Origin of the sequence: Roseobacter insulae (assembly GCF_019375555.1) — a bacterium.
GTDB classification, from domain to species: domain Bacteria; phylum Pseudomonadota; class Alphaproteobacteria; order Rhodobacterales; family Rhodobacteraceae; genus Roseobacter; species Roseobacter insulae.
On sequence record NZ_JAHXDN010000001.1, the window covers coordinates 743380 to 760667 of the forward strand.

The following is a 17288-nucleotide window of genomic DNA, read 5'->3' on the forward strand; positions in this document are numbered from 1 at the left end:
GGGATACACGACATGTTGGTGGTGATTTCACCGGCCAAACGGCTGGACTGGGCAGAGCGCGATGTGACCAAGACGGAGCCTGCGTTCCAGGAGGACGCGGTGCGGCTGGCAAAGACAGCGCGCAACCTGACGCTGGGCAACCTGAAAGGGCTGATGGATCTGTCCGACGATCTGGCCCGGCTCAACCGTGACCGCTTTGCCGCGTTTTCCGATGATCCGTCGCGCGACATCACGCGCCCCGCGGCACTGGCGTTTGCCGGTGATACCTATCAGGGGCTGGAGGCCACCAGCCTGGACGCGCCCGATATGGCATGGGCGCAGGATCACCTGCGCATTCTGTCGGGATTGTACGGATTGCTGCGCCCGCTCGACGCCATTCAACCGTACCGGCTGGAAATGGGCAGCAGGCTGAAGACCCGGCGTGGCAAGACCCTGTACGATTACTGGCGGGACGGGTTGTCAAAGGCATTGAATGCGCAGGCCGACGCGCTGGGCACCGATGTGCTGATCAATTGCGCCAGCCAGGAATATTTTGGTGCCGTGGCCCCCAAGGCGCTGAAACTGCGCGTGATCACACCGTCCTTCATGGAGGATAAGGACGATGGCAAGGGCCCGCGCATTGTCAGCTTCTTTGCCAAGAAAGCCCGCGGCGCGATGGCCCGTTACGTCATTCAGAACAGGCTGCAGGACCCCCAGGACGTGCTGCAATTCGGCGAGGGTGGCTATGCCTATGAGCCGTCGTTGTCCGAAGCGGACCGGCCGGTTTTCGTGCGGCCCTACCCGGCTTCCTGATCCGGCATATCAGGGCGCGGATGCATCGCGTCGGCAGGGCAATAGTTCAGAATATGGGCGTGCATCTCAGCCTTCCGCACGGGTTTTGACATGTAGTGATCCAGCCCGACCGCCAGAATATCCTTGTTATCCCCCTGCATCGCGTGCGCCGTCAGCGCAATGATCGGCACATGGCGGCCGGTCTCCTGCTCTTGCCGTCGGATGGTCTGTGTCGCCTCCTTGCCATCCATGCGGGGCATCGAGATATCCATGAAGATCAGGTCGGGGTCAAAGCTGCCATGGGCCTCGACCGCCTCGACCCCGTCGTTGGCAAAGGTCAGGTCGATATCGAAATCCTTGAGCATCTTGCGCAGAACCAGCTGGTTCGTCTTGTTGTCTTCGGCGGCCAGCACCCGCATGCGGCGCGCCTCTTTCGGGGTGTCGGCTGCCGATGTGTCCGAGGTGTCCGGGGTGTCTGCGGGACTATCTGCCGGGATATCCATGCTCCCGGCCACAGGCGGCTTTTCTGCATCGGGGCTGCGACGGTGCGAAAAGGTCGGCAGCGGAAGGTCGGGCATCGCGTTGGGGTCTGTGTCGGTCGGTGCGGCGGCACCTGCGGAAAGCCAGTGCATCACGTCGCGGCGGGGCAAGGGTTTTTGCGAGATCGCATTCACCACGCCGGTGGCAGACTCCGCGTGGGCGTGACCGACGTTTGAACTGAGCAGGTAAATCGGCATGGCGTGGCCGGCGTCGCGGGCGGTCCGCGCAAAATCCACACCGTTCATTTCGGGCATGATGTGATCGACCAGCACAACATCCACCGTGCGGTCGAGCAGGGCCAAAGCACTGGCCGCGTCCTCGCAGGCCGTCGCCTTCAGGCCAAGCTCTTCGATCTGCCGGCGCAGGACGATGCGGCTGGGTTCGAAGTCATCCACGACCATCACGTGCCGCAGCGTCGCGGGCAAGGCAGGGTGCGCGGCCTGCAGGCCGTCGGGCGCATCAAACGAGATCTCGAACCCGAAGCAGGACCCGACCCCTTCCTCCGAGGTCAGCCAGATACGTCCGCCCATCATCTTGATCAGACGCTTGGTGATCGCCAGCCCGAGGCCAGTGCCGTCGAACTGACGGTTTCGTTCGTTCTCCACCTGGTTGAATTCGCCGAAAACATGCTCGATCATGTCCTCCGCGATGCCGATACCGGTATCTTCGACCGTGACGCTCAGCGCGATCTTGCCGGTCTGCGCATCCGGCGTGCCGCGCACTTTGACCGTGACATGCCCCTGCTGGGTAAACTTGACCGCATTGCCGAGCAGGTTCGTCAGAATCTGGCGCATCCGCCCGGGATCGCCGACGAAGCGCGATGGCAGCATCAGGTCATAGTCGAGGATCAGGTCCAGCCCCTTGTCCTTGGCGGTGGATTGCAACAGCATGATGATTTCGAGGATGGATTGTTCGAGGTCGAAGGGTTCGGGGTGCAGGTCCAGACGCTCCGCCTCTATTTTGGAGTAATCCAGAACGTCGTTGATGATGACGAGCAACGCTTCGCCGGAATTCTTGATGGTGTCGACATACAGGCGCTGTTCCTCGCTCAAGGGCGTGTCGCCCAGCACATCCGCCATGCCGACAACGCCATTCATCGGAGTGCGGATCTCGTGGCTCATGTTGGCAAGGAACGCGGATTTGGCGCGGTTGGCGATTTCCGCGCTTTCGCGTGCCGCTTTCAGTTTCTCCTCGTATTTGACCGTCGCGGTGATGTTGAGACCCAGCGAAATGATATCGCCATCCGGGCCGCGCTGGTCGATCATCTTGATGTATTCGCCGTTCCACAGGCGGATGATGACCGGTTCCGGATGTGGCGATTGCACCCGCTCGATCATCATCTGGCGCCAGGCGGCGGGAGAGGTATCGCCGGTGTTGACGATCCCCTCATCGGTCAGGACCTGCAAAATGGTCACATAGCTCACGCCCGGCTGGATTTCTTCGAGCTTGTCGAACACGGCGAGGTAGGAGCGGTTGGCCATGATCATTTCCAGATCCGGTGTGAAAAAGGCAAACCCGTCGTTGATGGTTTCAATCGAATGCCAGAGGCGCCGCTCGACCAGTTCGATCTTTTCGTGCGCCGCCGACAGGTCGGATTTCACACGCTGGTTTTCATCGCGTACAGTCGCCACTTCGGCCCGGGTTTCGACGATTTCGTGCGACAGGGCCTTGGCGTGTTCCCCGAGTTTTCGGTTGGCGGCAAAAAGCTCCGCCTGCTTGAGTTCAAGCAGGCGTTCTGCAGCCAATCTGCCACGTCGTTCCTCGGCCAGTTTATTGGCGAGACTCATACGATCACCGGCATTTCCTATCCTTGGGCGCGCATGATCCCACAGATGTGGTGAACATCTGTTTAATTTGAGCCTTGTTTGCAAGGGGATTGCCCTTGCCATGGGCATGGCGAAGGGTGGTAAAGACTTACCTGCGACCCTCGCGCAGCCAGGCGGCAGTGATCAGGCCCGCCGACAACAGCAGAACCAGCCAGCCGGGCAGCAGGTTAGACTGCCGGACGTCCCGGGTTTCAAAGGCATCGCGCGGGGTCAGTCCGACCCAGCCACGCCCCGCGGCGGGACGCCCGAGGCGCACGTTGCGTATCCGGGGCAGCCCGTCTTCGATCCGGATGGTGCCACCGCGCAGACCGGCCAGCACCGGTGCCAGAACATCCGGCGTCGCGATGGTCTGCTCAAATTCGCGCGGCGCGGCGGGACCAAGCCCGATGACCGCTGTCTGATCGCCATTCTCCAGCCGGTAGAGCCCGATTTCCGGGCCTTCGAACACCCCTTCGAACACCCCGGGACTGGCGTCGCGCAGGGTCAGTTCAGAGACGTTTCCAGACGGGTCTGTCAGGGTCAGCGGCGGCACTGTATCCTCCAGCGTGCGCCGGCGGATGCGCATGGTCTGGCCGGTGGCCTCCGCCGTCAGAGACTCTTCTTCCAGTTCGGGTTCCTTCATCATCCAATGTGCCAGACGACGCAGGAGTTCGAGCTGCGGCCCGCCGCCTTCGTACCCGCGGTTCCAGAGCCAGGCGTGATCGGAAGCCAGAAGGGCGACCCGGCCCTGACCCACCCGGTCAAGCACTAGAAGCGGTCGTTCCGCGATGCCGGACATCACAACGTTGCCCCGCGCTTCGGCCACATCGACCTGACGCAGCCATCGGCCCCAATCCCCGCCCCCCGGCAAATCCGTTGTCACCGGATGACGCTGGCCCAGGTCGGTGATGGCCGGGAGATAGGGTTCTTCCAGAACACGCGCGGTCGGGGCGGCGGGCAGAACCGTGCCAAGGGGAGAGCGGAAAATGCTGTCGGCACCGGCGAAATCCTCGCCCGCGGCCACCAGCACGGCGCCGCCCTGCCGGATGTAGTTGGCGACATTGTCGAGGTAGAGCGCTGGCAGAATGCCCCGGCGTTTGTAGCGATCGAAGATGATCAGGTCGAAGTCGTCGATCTTTTCAAGAAACAGCTCCCGGGTCGGGAAGGCGATCAGCGAGAGTTCGTTGACCGGGACGCCGTCCTGCTTTTCCGGTGGGCGCAGAATGGTGAAATGCACCAGATCGACGGAGCTGTCCGATTTCAGCAGGTTGCGCCATGTGCGCCCGCCGGGGTGCGGCTCTCCGCTCACCAGCAGGACGCGCAGACGGTCGCGCACGCCGTTCATCTGGATCAGCGCGGTGTTGTTGCGGTCGGTCAGCTCGCCCGGCGCTTCCGGCACGGTGAACTGGATCACATTGCGCCCGCCGTGGGGCAGGGTCACCGGCAGTTCGATGTCCTGGCCAAGCGGCACCTGAAAGCTTTGCGGGGCGTCACCGTCGACCGATATTTCCAGCGGCGCAAGCCCGGTGCCGTCGGGTGCCGCCCCCATGTCCTCGATGCGCAGGGTGAGCGTCACAGGTTCGCCGATGATGGCGAAGGCCGGGGCATTGCGAATGCTCAGGCGGCGGTCCCAGTCGGTGGATTTGCCGGTCATCAGCAGGTGCATCGGTGCCGGCAGTTCGAGCGGCAGATCCGCATCATGGATGCGGCCATCGCTGACGGCGAGAATACCGGCAATGCGCGCGCGCGGTTCCTCTGCCAGGGCCTTGGAGAGGGCGGTCATCAATTGCGTGCCCGCGTCGCCTTCGCCATCCGGGACGGTGACCCGGCGGATTTCCGTGTTCGGGCGCGCGGCGATCCGTGCGGCAAGCGTGTCGGCGGCAAAGGCCACCTGATCCGCCCTGTCAGACAGGTTCTGGCTCGCGCTGTCGTCTTCCAGCAGAATGACAATATCGGTCAGCGGTGCGCGGTCTTCCTGCTGATACGACGGTCCGGTGAGCGCGCCGATGATTACAAGGGCGGCAAGCGCGCGCAGGCCCCATCCGTTCAACCGCCGCACGGCGGCCAGCATCACGCCGATCAGCGCGACGACAGCCACCATGGCCAAGAGCGACCACGGGATGAGCGGATCAAAGACGATGCTGCCGGTCATTGGCCCAGCCTGTCGAGCAAGGCAGGCACATGCACCTGATCGGATTTATAGTTGCCGGTCAGCACGTGCATCACGAGGTTGACGCCGAACCGAAAGGCAATTTCGCGCTGGCGTTCGCCGGTAAATCCGCGCCCGATCGGCACCAGCGGGGCGCCGCTGGAGGTCACCGCCCAGGCCGCTGCCCAGTCATTGCCGCCGATGACAACCGGTGTCACGCCGTCGTTCAGATTGCGGAACGGCATGCCCTCGACCTGCTCGGCATCCGGCGGGGCAGCTTCGACCCAGACATCCCGGCTGGCGTGACGCCCGGGGAAGTCCTGCAAGAGGTAGAAGGTGCGGGTGAGCACATGGTCTGCGGGCAGCGGTTCCAGCGGCGGAATGTCCAGCGGGGCGGCAAGATCCTGCAACTTGCGCCCGTTCGGGCTGGCCGCACCGAAGCGCGCAATGTCAGCATCGCGGGTGTCGAAAAGGATCAGGCCGCCGGAGCGCAGGTATTCGTTAAGCTTGGCATAGGCTTCGGAGGAGGGGCGCGGCTGGTCCGGTGTTATCGGCCAGTAGAGGATCGGGAAGAACGCCAGCTCGTCCATTTCCAGATCGACGCCCATCGGGGCGGCGGGTTCTACCGACGTGCGGAAAAACAGCGTGTCGGACAGGCCGCGCAGCCCGGCTTCGGACATCTCGTCCACCCGCTGATTGCCGGTCTGCACATAGGCCAGCGCCAGCTCCGCCGTTGCATCAAGCGCAAAGAGATCGGCCTGCGGTGTCTGGGCATGGCCGGTCCCGGGCGTCATCACGCCCGCGGTGACCGCAAGCGCGACCATGGCGGCGCGGTTCACGGTTCCCAGCAGGCGGCCCGAGAGCGACAGCGAGGCGACCACATCCGCCAGCAGAAGCAATATCGCCAGGCTGAGCAACCACCCGGCCACGGGCTGTTCCGGCGGCACGGCGAACCCTTTGACCGGGATACGTACGGGCCATGTCACCGGCGTGATCGTCGTCTCAGCCTCGATGACATTGCGCGCAAGGCGGCGGTCGCCCGAGGCGTAGATGCCCGGCTGCATGTCCGGGCCGGGCGGCGCGTTAAGCAGATCGGGACCCGGCACACCCGGCAGCGTTCCGGCATCGCGCAGCGCGCCGAAGCCGTCCATCACCAGTTCGGGCGTCCATGTCGTGCCCTCAAGCTGGGTGACGCTGGGCCGTGTTGCGGAGGTCGATACCGCGAGCCGTTCCAGCATCTGCACAAAAAGACCGGACAGCGGCAGGGTGGACCAATCCGCCGTTGCGGTGATGTGGAACAGCACGATCTGCCCCTGTTCGCGCATCTTGCGGGTGACCAGCGGCGTGCCATCGGTCAGTTCGGCGATCACGCGGGCGGCGAGCGTCGGGTCAGGCTGCGCCATGACCTGGCTTGTCACCTGCACGTCATCCGGTATCCGCAGCCCGAAGAAAGGCGATGTTTCCCGGAAGGGCGCGAGCTTTTTCGGGGCGCCCCAGCTCATCGCGCCGCCCACGGTGCGGCCACCCGAGCGCAGGCGCACCGGCATCATCGGGTCCTCATCGATCCGGCTGACATCGCTGGCGGCAACGCGCGGGCCGGCAAAGCGCACCAGCATGCCGCCTTCGTCGATCCATGCGCCGAGTTGTTCGGCCTCTGCCGGGGCGAGGGTCGCCACATCCGCCAGCACGATCACATCCGGATTGGCGGGCAGCACATCGCGCAGATCCCCGCGAATGAGGTCAGCCGTCGGCAGCAAAGCCTGTTCGATGTAATGCATCGGCGACAGGAGGGGCAAACCCTCGCGGTTTTCACTGCCGGTGATAAGCGCAACCTCGCGCCGTCTCAGGCCGTCATCCGCAAGCGTCGTTGTGCCCGCCGAGCGCTGCCCCTGAAGATCAAAGCGGGTAATGCGGGCGCGCAACTCGGATGGCAGTGCCAGCGCAGTGGTGGCAATGGTGTTGCCTGCCTGAAATGTCGCGGAGGCGGTGGCCAGAATGCTGGCATTCCCGGCCGGGTCGCGCCCGTTCGCCTGAAAGGTCACTTCACGTTCGGGCCCGGCGGCGGCGCGCAGGGCGGTCAGCTGCACCGCGCCATCCTCGAAACCCGCCGGCGCCAGGGCCAAGACATTGGCCGCCGTCTGGTAGACTTCGACAAATCCCCTGGACTCAAAAGCCGCCAAGGCGTCTTCACGACCGGGATAATCCAGACCGTCGCTGAACCAGAGCGTGTCAAACCCGTCCTGCGCGGCGGCGAAGGAGACCGCCTGGGCCGCGCGGGCGGCATCAGGCTGCCAGGGTGCCGGACGGAACCCCGGCAACCGGCTGCGCCAGACATCCGCGGTCTGGAAGACGGGCGGTTCGGGGCGCGCCATGTCGAGGAAAGCGACCGTACGCCCGGCGCGGCTGGCGCGGGTCAGTTGTGCCGCAATCGCTTCTTCCTGTTCGGTCCAGCGGGTCGCGCCCGCCCAGCTTCCGTCCAGAACGATCAGCAGGGGGCCATCGCCCTGTGCCTGATCCTCACTGGGGTTCAGCACCGGGCCCGCCAGCCCCAGAATGATCGCGGCGACCGCCAGCATGCGCAGCAACAGCAGCCACCACGGCGTGCGGTCCGAAACGGTTTCATCGTCTTTCAGCCCCAGCAACAGGGCGACCCCGGGAAAGCGCCGACGGATCGGGGCCGGGGGCACCGCGCGCAGGATCAGCCAGAGCACCGGCAGCACAAGCAGCGCCAGAAGCAACCACGGGGCCGTGAACCCTATGCCGCCCAAAACGGTCATCGCAGGCCCCCGGTATCCAGAGCCCGGTAGAGCCACAGTAACGCCGATTGCGCGGATGCATCCGTGTGGTGAAGACCATATTGCCACCCTGTCAGGGCGCAGAGTTTCTGCAACTCCGATTTCCGCGCGGCCAGGCGTTCGAGGTAACGATCCTTGAGTTCACTGGCCTTCAGGGTCTCGTGGCTGAGGCTGCCACCGACGCTCTCGAATATCGTGCGACCCCGGAAGGGAAAGGCTTCTTCGGAGGGGTCCAGAATATGCATCAGCACGCCCCGCACACCGCGGTCGGCGGCTTTTGTCAGGGCCAGTCTGACCTCGTCGATATCCCCCATGAAATCCGAGATGAACAGCGCCCGGGCCGAGGGGATCATCGCACGATGCTCCGGGGGGGCGTAGTCTTCGGCGGCGTCCTGGGTGAACATCTCCGCCAGCCGCAGGATTTGCGCGTTCCCGCGCCGTGGCGGCAGGGCGGTGCCCGTCAGGCCCACGCGTTCGCCACCGCGCACCAGCAGGATGGCCGTGGCCAGGCCGAGCAGACGCGCGCGATCCGCCTTCAGAGGCAAATCATCCGCGCTGGAGAACCGCATGGAGGCGCCCTGATCCACCCAGAGCATGACCGATTGCGCGATCTGCCATTCGCGTTCGCGCACAAATTCCTGATCGCCGCGCGCGGACCGCCGGTGGTCGATCAGGCGACGGCTATCGCCGCTTTGCGCCGGCCGGTACTGCCAGAAATCATCCCCCATGCCAGCGCGCCTGCGCCCGTGATCCCCCAGCAGGACGGCACCGGCCAGATGTTCGGCGCGCGCCAGCAGGGCTGGCAGCGATGCCGCCTGCGACTCGGCGTCCGCCCGCAGGGCCGTCGGTCTGGAGCTGTCCTGAGAGAGTGTCGAGGGGGTCACGCGGCTGCTTTTGACCCCGCCAGTTGGGCGGCGGTGGCATCGATGAGGCCGGACAGGCTGTCACCCCGGGCGCGGGCCGCAAAGTTCAGCGCCATGCGGTGGCTGAGCACGGGGCGCGCCATGTCCAGCACGTCCTCTGCCGAGGGCGCAAGCCGGCCTTGCAGCAGCGCGCGGGCGCGCACGGTCAGCATCAGCGCCTGTGCGGCGCGGGGTCCCGGACCCCAGGCCACGGTTTCACGCACCTGTTGCGAAGCGCTGTCCTCTTCGGGCCGGAACGCCCGCACCAGATCGAGGATCATTTCCACCACGCTGTCGCCCACGGGCATGCGGCGCAAAAGGTGCTGGGCCGCGATAAGCTCCGCCGCGGTGAACACTTCGGTGGATTGCGCCTCTGTGTCGCCGGTTGTCGCCAGCAGAATGTCCCGCTCGGTGTCGCGATCCGGGTAATCCACGTCGATCTGCACAAGGAAACGGTCGAGCTGCGCTTCGGGCAGCGGATAGGTGCCTTCCTGTTCGATCGGGTTCTGCGTGGCCAGAACGTGAAACGGCACGCCCAGTGCCCGGTTCTCACCCGCGACGGTAACGGTCTTTTCCTGCATCGCCTGCAACAGCGCGGATTGCGTCCGCGGGCTGGCGCGGTTGATCTCGTCCGCCATCAGCAGCTGGCAGAAGATCGGACCCTGGATGAACCGAAACGCCCGGCTGCCGTCGGCGGCGGTGTCGAGAACTTCGGAGCCAAGGATATCGGCGGGCATCAGGTCCGGTGTGAACTGCACCCTGTTGCCATGCAGCCCCATCACGGTCGACAGCGTCTCGACCAGCCGCGTCTTGCCCAGACCCGGCAGGCCGATCAGCAGACCATGGCCGCCACACAAGAGCGCGGTCAGCGTCAGTTCGACAACGCGCTCCTGCCCGATGAACCGCTTTGTCACCGAGGCTTTCGCCTCGGCCAGCTTGTCGCCGAGGGCCTCGATCTCTGCGACCAAATCTTCTGCTTCACTCATGACAAGCCACTCCGATGAAATATATATGTTAGATGTAACTCTATCGCGCGTGAGGGAAATGGCAAAAGCAATGAGTGGACAAAAAACCGTGACACCTTCGGCAGAAAGCCTTGCCGCCTCTTTAACTGCCGCGAAAACACGCGGTTTGCCGCCTGTACACCTGTGGAATCCGCCGTTTTGCGGCGATCTGGACATGCGCATCGCGCGTGACGGTACATGGTTTTATCAGGGCACACCGATCGGGCGCCCCGGATTGGTCAAATTGTTTTCATCGATTCTCAAGAAAGAGGGCGAGAAGTATTTTCTGGTCACGCCTGTCGAAAAGGTCGGGATCGTTGTCGATGATGCCCCCTTTGTCGCCGTGGATTTCGAAGCGCGTGGCACCGGGCAGGAGCAGGTTCTGACATTCACGACCCAAGTGGGCGATGTGGCGGTTGCCGGTCCCGACTTGCCGATCCGCGTGACGCGTGACGACGCCACCGGGGAGCCGTCGCCCTACGTGCTGATCCGGGCCGATCTCGAAGCCCTGATCGACCGCAAAAGCTTTTACCGCCTCGTGGATCTGGGCGAGCATTTCGAAGACTGGTTCGGGGTGTGGTCGCAGGGGACGTTTTTTCGCATCATTCCCAGTGCCGAACTGCCATAGCGACGGGGCGTGAAAAGGCGCACAAGCACTGTGCGATGACAGGCCTTTGGAAACCCCGGCACCGTGCTAATTTAAAGTTGTCACAACAGGGAGATGAGCATGGGCAAGGGCACGGCCGTTATCATTGGCGCAGGCAGCGGGCTGTCCGCGTCGGTGGCCCGCAAACTCGCGGCACGGGGCTACAATCTGGTTCTGGGCGCGCGCGACCCGGCAAAGCTGTCGGATCTGGCGGCGGACACCAAGGCGACAACCATCGCCCTTGACGGCAGCGACCCGGCGCAGGTCAAAGCCCTGTTCGACGGCCTTTCCGGCCCGCTGCGGGTAGCGGTCTACAACCCTTCGGCCCGGGTGCGCGGCAGCATTGCCGAGCTCGACCCGGACACGGTCCGCAAAGCCATCGAGGTCACGGCGTTCGGGGCCTTCCTGACCGGCCAGCAGGCAGCACGGTTGATGCTGGAAAACGATGGCGATGTGAAAGGGACGATCCTCTTCACCGGCGCGTCTGCCGGGGTCAAGGGGTTTGCCAACTCCGCCCCTTTTGCGATGGGCAAGTTTGCGCAGCGTGGTCTGGCGCAATCGATGGCCCGCGAACTGCATCCGCAGGGCATTCACGTGGCCTGGGTCAATATTGATGGCGCGATTGCAAACCCGGGTCGCGCAGAGGACGGCGGCGACGGGATGTTGGACCCCGATGCGCTGGCCGTGGCTTATCTGCAACTGATCGATCAGCACCGGTCGACCTGGAGCAGTGAAATTGCGGTGCGCCCTTGGGTGGAGCGTTTCTGATCCCTAGTCTGGTTGACAAACAGGCTGAGGATTCATGTTCAAAATCGCTGCTAACCTGAGCCACCTGTGGCCGGAACTGCCGTATCTGGACCGTTTCGGCGCAGCCGCGGATGCGGGATTTGACGGCGTGGAAGTGCTGTTCCCATATGACATGCCGGCGAAAGACACCCAGCGCGCCCTGATGCGCTGCGGTTTGCCCATGGTGCTGATCAACGCACCGCCACCGAATTACACCGGCGGGCCGCGAGGGTTTGCCGCTGTGCCCGGCAGTCAGGCGCGATTTCGTTTCGATCTGCGGCGGGCGGTGCGCTATTGCGACGCCCTGCGCGTCCCGACCCTGCACATCATGGCCGGTGTCGCGCATGGCCCCGATGCCCGGGCCACGTTGCTGGAAAATCTTGCGGTGGCGGCGGATACCGTGCCGGATACCATGACCCTGACGCTGGAGCCTTTGAACGGCACCGATATGCCGGGGTACTTTCTGGACAGTTTTGACCTGGCCGTCGAGATACTGGAGGAGTTGCAGGCGCCCAATGTCGGCCTTCAATTCGATACCTACCACGCGCAGATGATCCACGGTGACTGCCTTGCCGTATTCGAAGCGCACAGGAAATGGGTGCGGCATATTCAGATCGGCGATGCGCCGGGGCGCAGCCCGCCTTTCAGCGGACAGGTGGATTTCGACCGGTTTTTCGCCGCCGTGGGGGCCAGCGGCTATGCGGGCTGGATCAGCGCGGAATACACGCCGACGATGCCCACCGAAGACAGCCTTGGGTGGCTGCAGGCGCTGCGACGCTGACATCGGCAAAAACGGCGATACATCTGTGCACCAACGCGCATGCACTTTGCCGCGGCGCATCTTAGGTAGTGTGGACTGCGCAAGGAGACCGGCGATGATACCCGCACGTTACGCATATTTCGTTTTTGGCTTCGTCCTGTCCGGCCTGATGTCGATGATGGTTTCGGGGATCGCGACATACCGGACAGTCGGCATGATCGACGGGTTCGTGACCCTCTGGCTCGGCAACTGGCTGCCGAGCTGGATGGTCGCTTACCCCACGCTTCTGGTTGTCTCCCCGATTGCCCGACGGCTTGTCGCGAAACTCACCCGGCTGGACGCGTAAGCCAGGCCGCGCGTCCGCGCGTCGCAGACCGTGGCGGCCGCTCTACAGACCGTCGGTTGATCAATGTGCGACAGCCCAGTTGGGGCCTTCACCCGCATCGACATTCAGCGTCACGTCCAGCTTTACTACCGGGTCGGGGGCGGATTCCATCACGCCGCGCGCGGCGCTGATCAGGTCTTCCTGCGCGCCTTCTTCAACTTCGAAAAGCAGTTCGTCATGCACCTGTAACAGCATCTTTGCGGGCAAATGCGCAATGGCATCCGGCATCCGCACCATGGCGCGGCGGATCACATCTGCCGCTGTCCCCTGAATCGGCGCATTGATGGCGGCGCGGGCCGCAAAACCCGCATGCGGGCCTTTCGCGGTGATGTTCGGGGTGTGGATGCGGCGGCCAAACAGCGTCTGCACATAGCCATGTTCCTTCGCAAAGGCCTTGGTGGTGTCCATATAGGTCCGGATTCCGGGAAACCGCTCGAAGTAGCGGTCGATGAACCCCTGCGCCTCGCCCCGTGGAATGCGCAGGTTGCGTGCGAGACCAAAGCCGGAAATGCCGTAGATCACCCCGAAGTTGATCGCCTTGGCGCGGCGTCTGATTTCCGGTGTCATGTCCTCCATGGGGACGTCGAACATCTCCGAGGCGGTCATCGAGTGGATGTCGTCGCCGCGTTGGAATGCCTCCTTGAGTGCGGGAATATCCGCGATATGGGCGAGAATGCGCAACTCGATCTGGCTGTAATCAAGCGCGACCAGTGTCTTGCCTTCTTCGGCCACGAAGGCCTCGCGGATGCGGCGGCCTTCCTCGGTGCGGATCGGGATGTTTTGCAGGTTCGGGTCGGTCGAGGCCAGCCGCCCGGTTGAAGCCCCGGCGATGGAGTAGGATGTGTGCACCCGCCCCGTGTCTGCGTTGATATGGTCCTGCAGCGCGTCGGTGTAGGTCGATTTCAGCTTGCTGAGCTGTCGCCAGTCGAGAATGCGCCGGGGAAGTTCATGCTCCGTGGCGAGGTCTTCGAGCACGTCGGCACCGGTCGCATAGGCCCCTGTTTTGCCTTTCTTGCCACCTTCCAGCCCCATCTCGTCAAAGAGGATTTCGCCCAGCTGTTTCGGCGAGCCGACGTTGAAACTGCGGCCTGCAAGCTTGTGGATCTCGTCCTCCAGCCCGGCCATGCTCTGGCTGAAGGCGTTGGACATGCGGCTGAGCGTGTCACGGTCGACCTTGATGCCCGTGCGCTCCATCTCGGCCAGTACCGGCACCATCGGTCGTTCGAGCGTTTCATACACCCGGGTCACCTGCGCGCGGTGCAGCGACGGCTTGAACTGCTGCCACAGGCGCAGGGTGATATCGGCGTCCTCGGCGGCATAGGGCACCGCGTCCTCGAGCGGCACCTTGTCGAAGGTAATCGCCGATTTACCAGAGCCTAACAGGGGCTTGATGGGGATCGGCGTGTGATTGAGGTAGCGCTCGGACAGTGTGTCCATGCCGTGCCCGTGCAGCCCGCCGTGCATCGCGTAGGACATCAGCATCGTATCATCGATGGGGGCCACGGTGATCCCCACTTGTGCGAAGATCTTGGCGTCATACTTCATGTTCTGCCCGATCTTGAGGATCGATGGATCCTCCAGAACGGGCTTCAGCATGTCCAGCGCCTCGGTCACGGGCATCTGCCCCTCGGCCAGCTCATCCGAACCAAAGAGGTCGTCGCCGCTGTGTTTCTTGTGAATCAGAGGGAGGTAACAGGCCTCGCCCGCCTCTACACAGAGCGAAATGCCAACCAGTTCAGCGGTCATTTCATTCAGGCCGGTGGTCTCGGTGTCCACCGCGACATACCCGCGTTCATAGATTCGGTCGATCCAGTTCTGAAGCTCCTCACCCGTCCCGATCTTCGCGTAACCGGCGCGGTCAAAAGGCACGTCCTCGACCTCCGGAGCATCGGGCGCGGCGGCGGGCGTGTCCTCGATCACCGGCGGCTCGACACCCAGTTGGTTGGCGATGCGCTTGGTGAGGGTCCGGAATTCCATTTCCGCCAGGAAGGGCATCAGCTTATCGGCATCCGGATCGCGGACCTCCAGATCGTCCAGCGTGAAATCCAGTGGTGTCTTTTCGTCCAGCAGGACCAGCTTGCGCGACAGTCTGATCTGCTCTGCATGGTCGATCAGGGTCTGGCGCCGCTTGGGTTGTTTGATTTCCCCGGCGCGGTCCAGCAATGCGTCAAGATCTCCGTATTCATTGATCAGCAAGGCCGCTGTCTTGATCCCGATGCCCGGTGCACCGGGCACGTTGTCCACGGAATCGCCCGCCAATGCCTGCACATCCACGACACGCTCCGGATAGACGCCGAATTTCTCGAATACGCCGTCGCGGTCAATGCGTTTGTTCTTCATCGCGTCCAGCATTTCCACGCCGTCGCCTACCAATTGCATCAGGTCCTTGTCCGAGCTGATGATCGTGCAGCGCCCGCCCGCCTCGCGTGCCTGCAGGGCCAGCGTGGCGATGATATCATCGGCCTCGTACCCTTCTTTTTCCTTGCAGGCGATGTTGAACGCCTCGGTGGCGCTGCGGGTCAGCGGGATCTGCGGGCGCAGATCCTCCGGCATGGCCTCGCGGTTGGCCTTGTACTGGTCATACATCTCATTGCGAAAGGTGTGGCTGCCCTTGTCGAAAATCACCGCGATATGGGTCGGCGCATCATCGCCCTTGGTCTCTTCCAGCATCTTCCAGACCATGTTGCAAAAGCCGGAAACCGCGCCAATCGGCAGACCGTCGGACTTGCGCGTCAGCGGCGGCAGCGCGTGATAGGCGCGAAAGATAAAAGCCGATCCGTCGATCAGGTGAAGATGATGCCCCTTGCCAAATGTCGTGCTCATAATAGGGTGCCCTCATTGTCGACCGTTGGAGACGTGCATGTGTTATCTCGTATCGCGCCGGGCGCTGCAATCATCGTTTGCGCGACGCTGGGAATAGCGGATGAGGCGGCTGGTTTTGGCTGCCAGTCCGATGTTGGCGCTTCGGAGGTTTGTGTGCCGTTTGTGGGTTGCGTCGGCGAGCAAGGGGATTTTTTCACAGGACGCGCCCTGGGGCGCAGCGAAGGGACCTTGGCCGTGGAAACCGACAGTGGCACTTTTTGCTCAGGTGAATGGGTGCCTCGCAATTTTATCGGCGTGGGACAAGCCAATTTCTCGTGCGACGATGGCAGGATTGGCATCGCCTATTTCACCTACCAGGATCCCAGAACCGGCACGGCCACCGGTCATGGGCTGTTGTCCGACGGATCGAAGCTGCGGGTTTGGACCGGTAACAACATCCGACAGTTCCTGGCCGTTGACCCGAACAACCCAAATGGAAATCTGACCTGCGCAAATTCAGTGGTGCCAATCAGCTGAACCACGCCAGCCGGGCTCAATATCCGGGGCCTGACCGAACCGACGGACAGGTCAGCCGAGAATGGAGTCCAGATTCTGCATGATGCCGATCAGAAGCATGACACCGGCGACAATCAGCGCCACGAGCAGGATGACCTGTACAAAGATCGCGGCAACGCTTATCGCCATGCCGCAGGTCGCCGCCCGTTTGGGTTCGCGGCGGATGTAGGCGATGATCGCCATAACCACGCCAAGCACGCCCATCGCAGGCGCTGAACCCATGAGGATGCGGTCGATGTCCCACGTGGGTTGCACGATGGTCTCTTCGGGCTGTGGCCGGCCTTGCAGGGCACGTTGGGCCGCGGCTTTCATATTGCCTGCGATCTCGCCAATCGAGGTGCCGATATCGGGTTGCGGCGTGAAGGGGCCTGCGTAGAGCACGAACAGTGCGGTAAACATACCCAACGCGCCAAATGCGATGGCAGCATAGGAGAATGTCATGCTGCGGTCATCGGTTTCCATCGGGCCACTCCGGTTTGTTTCAATAACCGGGTAGACTATAATAATGGCAGCTTTTTGTTGCGCGTCAGCCTTTTTCGACAAAGTCCTTGTGCACGAATTTGCAGTCGCAATAGCCGCATTCGACCCAGCCCGTGTCCCGTGGGATCTGAAGCCAGACCCGGGGATGGCCCAGCGCCCCTTCGCCGCCATCACAGGCGATGCGGAAGCTTTCAACAGTCTTCGTTTCGGGCGGTTTCTGCATGATGGGCCTGTCCTTTGGGTCTGCGATGCAGTTATGACCAAAGCGCAGGCGCGGAGCAAGCCCATGCAGCGGCAATTGCTCAATCTCGTTCGATCCGCGCCTGATAACAGTTGTTGCGGGCGGAACGCACGTGAATGAATGCGACGTCGGGGTTTCGGAAAACATCCGCGACCTTGGCTTTTATCGCCTCGGTCGCCACGACTTCGCCGGTGCCGTACACGATGCGCTCGTCCGCCGAGTAGCCCTTGACCAGATAGTCGGGAGAGGTGGTCAGTACATGCGGCAAGTCGCCGGTATCACCGCCCCGCGCGCAGGCGCTTGCGCATAGAAAGATCGGCCCGGTTTCAGCATAGGCATGGACCCCTTCGAAAGGCCGGTGCGCGAGAATCAGCATTTCCTCTCCGGCTGGGATTTCTTTCAGGCAGTGGCGGCAGGGGTTCCCTTTGCCATCTGAAATCCTGCGGTCAGGCACCTGGCCATGAACGTCCGTTCCGCCGTTTTGCCAATGGCGCACCATATCAGTCTCTAATGCGATGAATTTGGGCATTTCTGTTTCCTTCTGGGGTGATTTCCCTGGGCGCTGGTTATCTCCGTTTGAGCACGGAAAATCGATCCGAATGATGCGCTTTCGAAAGGGACTCCAAATAAGAACAAAAGGTGAATA

The 17288-nt window shown here is 63.0% G+C and carries 15 protein-coding genes; 6 read left to right on the top strand and 9 right to left on the bottom strand.

Annotated features, from left to right (window positions below; all coding sequences use genetic code 11):
* Window positions 1-12: 12 nt before the first annotated feature.
* Entirely contained in the window at window positions 13-792 is a 780-nt protein-coding gene (yaaA, locus tag KX928_RS03635) for a peroxide stress protein YaaA (protein WP_219499042.1), read from the top strand.
* Here yaaA and KX928_RS03640 read toward each other — a convergent pair.
* The 5 genes from KX928_RS03640 to KX928_RS03660 form a co-directional block, all read right to left on the bottom strand.
* Window positions 777-3098, bottom strand: coding sequence for a response regulator (locus KX928_RS03640; RefSeq protein ID WP_219499044.1), 2322 nt, complete (start codon window positions 3096-3098; stop codon window positions 777-779). The two genes, yaaA and KX928_RS03640, sit on opposite strands and share 16 nt — an antisense overlap.
* Window positions 3099-3225: 127 nt before the next feature.
* On the bottom strand, window positions 3226-5268 hold the full coding sequence (locus KX928_RS03645; RefSeq protein WP_219499046.1) for a hypothetical protein: 2043 nt from the start codon (window positions 5266-5268) through the stop codon (window positions 3226-3228).
* The gene (locus KX928_RS03650; RefSeq protein ID WP_219499049.1) at window positions 5265-8042 is read right to left on the bottom strand and encodes a DUF4159 domain-containing protein; all 2778 of its coding nucleotides are present in this window, start codon (window positions 8040-8042) and stop codon (window positions 5265-5267) included. The genes KX928_RS03645 and KX928_RS03650 overlap by 4 nt, the downstream gene beginning before the upstream one ends.
* Complete coding sequence (locus KX928_RS03655; RefSeq protein WP_257883582.1) at window positions 8039-8899, bottom strand: DUF58 domain-containing protein; 861 nt, start codon at window positions 8897-8899, stop codon at window positions 8039-8041. Before KX928_RS03655 ends, KX928_RS03650 begins: the two co-directional genes overlap by 4 nt.
* Window positions 8900-8940: 41 nt before the next feature.
* The gene (locus tag KX928_RS03660; RefSeq protein WP_219499055.1) at window positions 8941-9948 is read right to left on the bottom strand and encodes an AAA family ATPase; all 1008 of its coding nucleotides are present in this window, start codon (window positions 9946-9948) and stop codon (window positions 8941-8943) included.
* Window positions 9949-10018: 70 nt separating this feature from the next.
* Between KX928_RS03660 and KX928_RS03665 the strand changes: the two genes are divergently transcribed.
* The 4 genes from KX928_RS03665 (at window position 10019) to KX928_RS03680 (ending at window position 12504) form a co-directional block, all read left to right on the top strand.
* On the top strand, window positions 10019-10594 hold the full coding sequence (locus KX928_RS03665; RefSeq protein WP_219499058.1) for a DUF1285 domain-containing protein: 576 nt from the start codon (window positions 10019-10021) through the stop codon (window positions 10592-10594).
* A gap of 99 nt (window positions 10595-10693) precedes the next feature.
* Complete coding sequence (locus tag KX928_RS03670; protein ID WP_257883502.1) at window positions 10694-11380, top strand: SDR family NAD(P)-dependent oxidoreductase; 687 nt, start codon at window positions 10694-10696, stop codon at window positions 11378-11380.
* Window positions 11381-11414: 34 nt separating this feature from the next.
* Entirely contained in the window at window positions 11415-12179 is a 765-nt protein-coding gene (locus KX928_RS03675) for a hydroxypyruvate isomerase family protein (protein ID WP_219499064.1), read from the top strand.
* Window positions 12180-12273: 94 nt separating this feature from the next.
* Window positions 12274-12504, top strand: a complete 231-nt coding sequence (locus KX928_RS03680) for a DUF2798 domain-containing protein (RefSeq protein ID WP_219499067.1) — start codon at window positions 12274-12276, stop codon at window positions 12502-12504.
* Between the two features lie 60 nt (window positions 12505-12564).
* Here the strand turns inward: KX928_RS03680 and polA are convergent, their stop codons facing one another.
* A complete protein-coding gene (polA, locus tag KX928_RS03685; protein WP_219499069.1) occupies window positions 12565-15366 on the bottom strand; it encodes a DNA polymerase I in 2802 nt (933 codons plus the stop codon).
* A gap of 15 nt (window positions 15367-15381) precedes the next feature.
* On the opposite strand from polA, the gene KX928_RS03690 reads away from it, so the two are divergent.
* On the top strand, window positions 15382-15882 hold the full coding sequence (locus tag KX928_RS03690) for a hypothetical protein (protein WP_219499072.1): 501 nt from the start codon (window positions 15382-15384) through the stop codon (window positions 15880-15882).
* Between the two features lie 51 nt (window positions 15883-15933).
* Here the strand turns inward: KX928_RS03690 and KX928_RS03695 are convergent, their stop codons facing one another.
* From KX928_RS03695 to KX928_RS03705, 3 genes are all read right to left on the bottom strand, one after another.
* Entirely contained in the window at window positions 15934-16383 is a 450-nt protein-coding gene (locus KX928_RS03695) for a hypothetical protein (RefSeq protein ID WP_219499076.1), read from the bottom strand.
* A 64-nt stretch (window positions 16384-16447) separates the two neighbouring features.
* Window positions 16448-16624: a zinc-finger domain-containing protein gene (locus KX928_RS03700; RefSeq protein WP_219499080.1), complete on the bottom strand. Its 177-nt coding sequence runs from the start codon at window positions 16622-16624 to the stop codon at window positions 16448-16450.
* A 79-nt stretch (window positions 16625-16703) separates the two neighbouring features.
* The gene (locus KX928_RS03705; protein WP_219499083.1) at window positions 16704-17171 is read right to left on the bottom strand and encodes a DUF1203 domain-containing protein; all 468 of its coding nucleotides are present in this window, start codon (window positions 17169-17171) and stop codon (window positions 16704-16706) included.
* Between the last annotated feature and the right edge of the window lie 117 nt (window positions 17172-17288).